The following is a 6,827-nucleotide window of genomic DNA, read 5'->3' as shown; positions in this document are numbered from 1 at the left end:
ACTCAGGCCCAGGCTCGGGCTCGGACTCGGGCTCGGGCTCGGGCTCAGCCACACCTTGTGATTCGAACATACATTCGATCATACCGAACCCGCCGACAATCCGACACCGACAATCCGACAAAGTCGAGATGACAGAGCGACAAGTCGAACCGGCTAGTGATCGTGCGCCATTCCGTGGCTGGCGCCGTGCTCGGGCTGATTGTCCGCATGAGGTGAATCGCCGCGGATGTCGATGCGCCAGCCGGTGAGCCGGGCGGCCAACCGCGCGTTCTGGCCCTCCTTGCCGATCGCCAGCGACAACTGGAAGTCGGGCACCACGACGCGGGCGGCGCGGGCGCTCTGGTCGATCACCGACACCGACACCACCTTGGCCGGCGACAACGCGTTGGCCACGAAGCGGGCCGGGTCCTCGTCGTAGTCGATGATGTCGATCTTCTCCCCGGACAGCTCGCTCATCACGTTGCGGACCCGCTGCCCCATCGGGCCGATGCAGGCGCCCTTGGCGTTCAGGCCCGGAACCCGCGACGCGACGGCGATCTTGGAGCGGTGACCGGCCTCCCGCGCCACTGCGACGATCTCCACCGACCCGTCGGCGATCTCGGGCACCTCCAGCGAGAACAGCTTGCGAACCAGGTTGGGGTGGGTGCGCGACAGCGTGATCACCGGCTCCCGCGAGCCGCGAGTGACGCCGACGACGTAGCAGCGGATGCGGTTGCCGTGCTCGTAACTCTCACCGGGCACCTGCTCGGCGGCCGGGATCACGCCTTCGGACGCCTTAGTTTCGCTGCCCATCCGGACGACGACGAGCCCGCGGGCATTGGCCCGGCTGTCGCGCTGGATCACCCCGGCGACGATCTCGCCCTCACGGGTGGAGAACTCGCCGTAGGTGCGCTCGTTCTCGGCATCGCGGAAGCGCTGCAGCATCACCTGACGCGCGGTGGTGGCGGCGATGCGGCCGAAGCCCTCAGGAGTGTCGTCCCATTCGCTGATCAGGTTGCCGTCGGCATCCAGCTCGCAGGCCATCACGCGGACGACGCCCGTCTTGCGGTCGATCTCGATGCGCGCGTCGGTCTGGTGGCCCTGGGTGTGCCGGTAGGCGGTCAGCAGGGCCGATTTGATGGTGTCGAGCAGCTCGTTGACCGAGATGCCACGGTCCACCTCGATCGCGTGAAGTGCGGCCATGTCGATGTTCATCCGCCGGCCTCCTCAGCACTGAGCAATTCCATCTCACGCGGGTCCGGCCGGCCGAACTCCACCTGGACCACCGCGTTGGCGATCTCGTCGAGTGGAATCTGCCGCACCACGGGTTTGGCGCCGCGATCGCCGCGAATCACCACCCGAACCTGACCGTCGGTGACGTCACCGAGGCGCGCGGGGACCACGGAGCCGTCGCTCAGCGTCACGTCGGCCTTGCGCCCGCGGGCCCGGCGGAAGTGCCGTTCGGTGGTCAGGGGGCGATCCACGCCCGGGGAACTGACTTCGAGGATGTAGTGCCCCTCGACGTCGGCACCGGCATCGAGCAGGCCGGACGCCGAACGGGACAGCTCCGCGATGGTGTCCAGATCCAGGGGAATGTCGCCGTCGGCGACGACGGTAATGCGGGGTGGACGCGCGGCAGCCTGGACGACGACGTCCTCGATCTCGAAACCCGCGCGCGCGAACTCGCCATCGAGCAGCTCTAACACCTGCTTCTGTGACGGCAAACTCGTCGCCACGGCGAGCTCCTCATCTTGAGTTGTGTTGAATTCTTGGCGGTCCAAACGCCAACGATACGCCAACAGCCAGCCGAGCCAAGGGGATCTTTGGGTCGACCATTGCGACGGCGGAATCCACCCCGCCGCGACCCGAATGGCAGGATGTTGGAGTGCCAAGCGCAGGACCCGTCGTCAACAGGCGGGGTTTGCTCGCCGGTGGCGCCGCTCTCGCTGTGCTCGGGGTGGCCGCGTCCGGGTGCAGCCAACCCCCGCCCAAGCCGCCTCCCGTCGAGGAGCTACTGGGCCCGTTGGACCAGGCCCGACGCGACACCGCGGTAGCCTCGGCCGCCGCGGAGGCCATCGGGTTGGCGCCGCAGGTCGCCGCCGCGTTGACCGTCGTCTCCACCCAGCGGGCCGCGCATGCCCGCGCCCTGGCCACCGAGATCGCGCGGGCCGCCGGCAAGCTGACCGCGTCGTCGAGCGAAACCACGAGCCCGAGCAGCCCCAGCCCCACGGCACAAGCCGCGCCGCCGCCACCCCCGCCGCCTCCACCGCCGGTCTCCGAGGTGATCAACGCGCTGCGGACCTCGGCGGACAGCGCGGCCCGCCTGGTGGCGACGGCCTCGGGCTACCGGGCCGGGCTGCTGGCCTCGATCGTCGCATCGTGCACCGCGTCCTACGAGGTTGCGCTGGTGCCGGGGGGTCCCTCGGTATGACGACGTCCGAGCCCACCCCGGCCGCCGAGCCGACGCGGGTCCCCACCGGCAAGGACGCCGATATCGCGGCGCTGACGGACGCGCTGACCATCGAACACTCGACCATCTACGGCTACGGCATCGTGTCGGCGCTGTCGCCGCCGAGCGTCAACGACATGGTGGTGGACGCGCTGGTGCAGCACCGGCAGCGGCGCGACGACATCATCGCGATGCTGGTGGCCCGCAAGGCCACTCCCCCGGTCGCGGCTCCGGGATACCAGCTGCCGATGCTGGTGGCCAGCGGCGCCGACGCGGCACGCCTGGCCGTGCGGATGGAGAACGACGGCGCCACCGCCTGGCGCGCGGTCATCGAGCACGCGGACACCGCGGATGACCGGGCGTTCGCCGCCAACGCACTCACCCAGAGTGCGGTCATGGCCGCGCGGTGGAACCGGGCGCTGGGCGGCTGGCCCATCACCACCAGCTTCCCCGGCGGCAACGAGTAGCTAACCGGCGACGGCTGCGGCGATCTCGCCCGCCAGCGAGGCGCCGGTGGCCAGTTGCGTGGTTTCCCCGGTGAAGCGGTTGCGCAGTTCGACCACGCCGTCGGCCCACCCGCGGCCCACCACGACGATCCACGGCACGCCCAGCAGCTCGGCGTCTTTGAACTTGACGCCCGGCGACGCCTGGCGGTCGTCCAGCAGCACCTCGATGCCGAGCAGATCCAGCTCGTCGGCCAGCGCCGCCGCGCCGGCGCGCGCCTCGGCGTCCTTGTTGGCGATCACCAGGTGCACCCCGAACGGCGCGATCGACGACGGCCAGCGCAGGCCGAGCTCGTCGTGGTGCTGCTCGGCGACGACGGCGACCAGCCGCGACACGCCGACGCCGTAGGAGCCCATGGTCAGCCGCACCGGCTTGCCGTCCTCGCCGAGCACGTCGGCGGTGAAGGCGTCGGTGTACTTCTGGCCGAGCTGGAAGATGTGGCCGATCTCGATCCCCCGCGCCATGACCAGCGGACCGTTGCCGTCCGGGGAGGGATCGCCTTCGCGCACCTCGGCGGCCTCGATGGTGCCGTCGGCGGTGAAGTCGCGGCCGGCAACCAGGCCGACGACGTGGCGGCCCGGCTCGTCGGCCCCGGTGATCCAGCTCGTCCCGTCCACCACCCGAGGGTCGACGAGATAGCGAACGTCGTTGTCCTTCAACGCCTTCGGGCCGATGTAGCCCTTGACCAGGAACGGGTGGCGGGCGAAGTCGGCGTCGCCGAGCAGGGCGTACTCGGCAGGGTCCAGCGCCGCGGCCAGCCGCTTGTCGTCGACCTCGCGGTCGCCGGGCACCCCGATGCCCAGCAGCTCCCACTCACCGCCCGGTGCACGGACCTTGACCAGGACGTTCTTCAGCGTGTCCGCGGCGGTGACGGTGCGGTCCAGGGCTTCGTTGGCCCAATCGACCAGGGTCGCGATGGTGGGGGTGTCGCCGGTGTCGTGTACGACGGCTTCGGGGAGGCCATCGGTCGGTAGGGCCTCCGGACGGGCGGTGACGACGGCTTCGACGTTGGCCGCGTAGCCCGAATCGAGGCACCGGACGAAGGTGTCCTCGCCGATGGGGCTCTCCGCCAGGAACTCCTCCGACGCGCTGCCGCCCATGGCGCCGGACACCGCGGACACGATGACGTAGCGGACGCCGAGCCGCTCGAAGATGCGCTGGTAGGCCTCGCGGTGCGCGTGGTAGGCGGACTTGAGTCCGGCGCTGTCGACGTCGAAGGAATAGGAGTCCTTCATGACGAACTCGCGGCCGCGCAGGATCCCGGCGCGCGGCCGGGCCTCGTCGCGGTACTTAGTCTGGATTTGGTAGAGCACCAGCGGAAAGTCCTTGTAGGAGCTGTATTCGCCCTTGACGGTCAGGGTGAACAGTTCCTCGTGCGTGGGGCCCAGCAGGTAGTCGTTGCCGCGGCGGTCCTTGAGCCGGAACACGCCGTCGCCGTATTCGGTCCACCGGTTGGTGGTCTCATAGGGGGCGCGTGGCAGCAGGGCCGGGAACAGGATCTCCTGCCCGCCAATGGCATTCATCTCGTCGCGCACCACGCGTTCGATGTTGCGCAGCACCCGCAGTCCGAGCGGCAGCCAGCTGTACAGGCCGGGCGCGACCGGTCGCACGTAGCCGGCGCGGATCAGCAGCTTGTGGCTGGGGACTTCGGCATCGGCGGGATCGTCACGCAGGGTGCGCAGGAAGAGTTTCGACATCCGGGTGACCACAGCGGGCAAGCCTAACCGCCCGCCGCGGGCGCTAGCCGGACGACCCGGCGGTGCCCGCCTGACCGTCGACGCCCGTGGCGCCTTGGGCGCCCTTGTTGCCGTGCGTGCCGCCGTGCGCGTCGCCGGGGTCACCGCCCAGGCCGCCGATGCCACGCGCGCCGCCCGCACCACCGGCCCCACCGGCCCCGACGGCGCCATCGCCGAGCAACCCGCCGGCGCCGCCGACGCCGCCGTCGCCGCCGTGACCGCCGACACCGCCGTTGCCACCCGCACCGCCCGCACCGCCGTTGCCGGCGCTACCGGCCGTCGCTCCCGTGCCGGCGTCGCCGCCCTGGCCACCGACACCGCCGTCGATGCCGGCCCCGCCGACGCCGCCCGCACCGCCGGTCCCGCCCACGCCGCCCGCTCCGAGCAGTCCTGCGGCACCGCCGGCCCCGCCCGTACCGCCCTGGCCGCCCGAGTAGCCGATCGCGCCGGAGCCGCCGATGCCGCCGACGCCGCCGCTGCCGCCCTTGCCCTCGGAAACACCGCCATTGCCGCCGTTGCCCGCGTCGCCGCCGATGCCCGCGGTGTCGCCGACGCCGCCGACGCCGCCTATGCCGCCGGTTCCACCCTGCCCGCCGTTGCCGAAGATCATGCCGCCGCGGCCGCCGACGCCACCGTTGCCGCCGGTGCCGCCGGTGGCGGTGGCCGGATTCGGTGCGGCGCCGTTGCCGCCGTCGCCGCCGTTGCCGCCGGCGCCGCCGTCGCCGGACGAGGTCGTCACGCTGCCGCCGTTGCCGCCGGCGCCGCCGTTGGCGCCGATACCGGCGTCGCCGCCGTTGCCCGCGGCGCCGCCCTTGGCAAACCCGGAGCCACTGGCGTTGCCGCCGTCGCCACCTGCGCCACCCGAGGCACCGGAGCCGCCGGCCCCGCCGCTGCCCCCCGCACCGCCGGTGCCCGTGCCCGCCACGTTGGCCGCGCCGCCGTTGCCGCCGTCGCCCCCGAGCGCCTGGCTGCCGCCCGCGCCGCCGTTGCCGCCGGCGCCGCCTTTCGGGTCGCCTGGGGCGCCGTTGCCGCCGTCGCCGCCGCCCACGTGGGCGGTGGGGTTGATGGGCGGTGTGCTGGGCTCGCCGCTGATGCCGGAGCCGCCGTTGCCCGTGCCATCGGCGCCGGGCGGCAGCTTATAGGCCTGATCCAGCGGCAGGTTGTCGCCCGGGCTGCCGGTCCCGCCGGCTCCGCCCGCCCCGCCGTGGCCGCCGTTGCCCAGCCAGACGGCGTTGCCGCCGGCCCCGCCGTTGCCGCCGGGCGTGGCGGAGACGCCGGGCGGTACCGCCCCGCCGGACCCGCCGGCACCCCCGGCGCCCCCGTCGCCGTAGATCTGTCCGCCGGTGCCACCGGCCCCACCCGTGCCGCCGCTGCCGCCGGGTATGCCGGCCCCGCCGATCCCGCCGGTGCCGCCCGTGCCGAAGAACCCGGCATTGCCCCCGATGCCGCCGGTGCCGGCGACGCCGGCGGTGCTGATGCCGCCCGTCCCGCCGACGCCGCCGCTACCGAAGAACCCGCCGGTGCCGCCGGTGCCGCCGACCGCGCCGGCCCCGCCCGTGCCACCACCGCCGCCGTTGCCGAACAGCATGCCGTTGCCGCCGGAGCCGCCGGCCTTACCGGCGCCGCTGTTGCCGCCGTGACCGCCGGTGCCGAACAGCCCGGCCTGGCCGCCTTTACCGCCGACCTCACCGGGATTGCTGGCGTTGTAGCCGTTGCCGCCGTTACCGAACAGCAGGCCCCCGGCACCGCCGTCGGGGTGCGCGGCCGTGCCGTTGGCGCCGTTTCCGAAGATCCCGCGCCCGAGCAGCGTCTGGGTGGGCGCATTGATCGCATCCAGCACCGGCTGCAGCGGCGAGGCGTTCGCGGCCTCGGCGGCCGCATAGGCGGACGCCCCGGACCGCAGGGTCTGCGCGAACCTGTCGTGGAATGCTGCCAGCTGGGCGCTGAGCTCCTGATAACCGGACGCCTGGCCGTTCAGCACGGCCGTGATGGCCGCGGAAACTTCATCCGCCCCGGCGGCCAGCACCGACGACGTGGGAGCCGCGGCCGTCAGATTGGCCACTTCCAGCGCCGAACCGATCCCGGTGAAGTCCGTGACGGCAGCTGCCAGCGACTCTGGCGCCGCGATCACAAATGACATCCTGACCTCCCGGTTCACC

General features: G+C 72.6%; 6 protein-coding genes. 2 read left to right on the top strand and 4 right to left on the bottom strand.

Annotated features, from left to right (window positions below):
• Positions 1-153: 153 nt before the first annotated feature.
• Together nusA and rimP are read right to left on the bottom strand one after the other, a co-directional pair.
• Entirely contained in the window at positions 154-1,194 is a 1,041-nt protein-coding gene (gene nusA / locus AC5Y5V_RS26335) for a transcription termination factor NusA (protein WP_499940995.1), read from the bottom strand.
• Positions 1,191-1,715 carry a ribosome maturation factor RimP gene (gene rimP / locus AC5Y5V_RS26330; RefSeq protein ID WP_499940992.1) on the bottom strand — a complete coding sequence of 175 codons (525 nt, stop codon included), beginning with the start codon at positions 1,713-1,715 and terminating at the stop codon, positions 1,191-1,193. The genes nusA and rimP overlap by 4 nt, the downstream gene beginning before the upstream one ends.
• Positions 1,716-1,864: 149 nt before the next feature.
• Between rimP and AC5Y5V_RS26325 the strand changes: the two genes are divergently transcribed.
• Both AC5Y5V_RS26325 and AC5Y5V_RS26320 read left to right on the top strand, forming a co-directional pair.
• Positions 1,865-2,410, top strand: coding sequence for a hypothetical protein (locus AC5Y5V_RS26325; RefSeq protein WP_499940990.1), 546 nt, complete (start codon positions 1,865-1,867; stop codon positions 2,408-2,410).
• The gene (locus AC5Y5V_RS26320) at positions 2,407-2,895 is read left to right on the top strand and encodes a ferritin-like domain-containing protein (RefSeq protein WP_499940987.1); all 489 of its coding nucleotides are present in this window, start codon (positions 2,407-2,409) and stop codon (positions 2,893-2,895) included. The genes AC5Y5V_RS26325 and AC5Y5V_RS26320 overlap by 4 nt, the downstream gene beginning before the upstream one ends.
• Here the strand turns inward: AC5Y5V_RS26320 and AC5Y5V_RS26315 are convergent, their stop codons facing one another.
• Positions 2,896-4,641 carry a proline--tRNA ligase gene (locus AC5Y5V_RS26315; protein ID WP_499940985.1) on the bottom strand — a complete coding sequence of 582 codons (1,746 nt, stop codon included), beginning with the start codon at positions 4,639-4,641 and terminating at the stop codon, positions 2,896-2,898.
• A 31-nt stretch (positions 4,642-4,672) separates the two neighbouring features.
• A complete protein-coding gene (locus AC5Y5V_RS26310; RefSeq protein ID WP_499940983.1) occupies positions 4,673-6,808 on the bottom strand; it encodes a PE family protein in 2,136 nt (711 codons plus the stop codon).
• Positions 6,809-6,827: the final 19 nt, after the last annotated feature.

It is taken from the genome of Mycobacterium sp. NGS68 (genome assembly GCF_059812195.1).
The sequence above is the reverse complement of the archived record's forward strand: the minus strand, read 5'-3'. Positions and strand labels throughout refer to the sequence as shown.

Coding starts and splice junctions, on each gene's coding strand:
- nusA (WP_499940995.1), bottom strand. CDS start 1,194: ATGAACATCGACATGGCCGCACTTCACGCGATCGAGGTGGACCGTGGC.
- AC5Y5V_RS26320 (WP_499940987.1), top strand. CDS start 2,407: ATGACGACGTCCGAGCCCACCCCGGCCGCCGAGCCGACGCGGGTCCCC.
- AC5Y5V_RS26310 (WP_499940983.1), bottom strand. CDS start 6,808: ATGTCATTTGTGATCGCGGCGCCAGAGTCGCTGGCAGCTGCCGTCACG.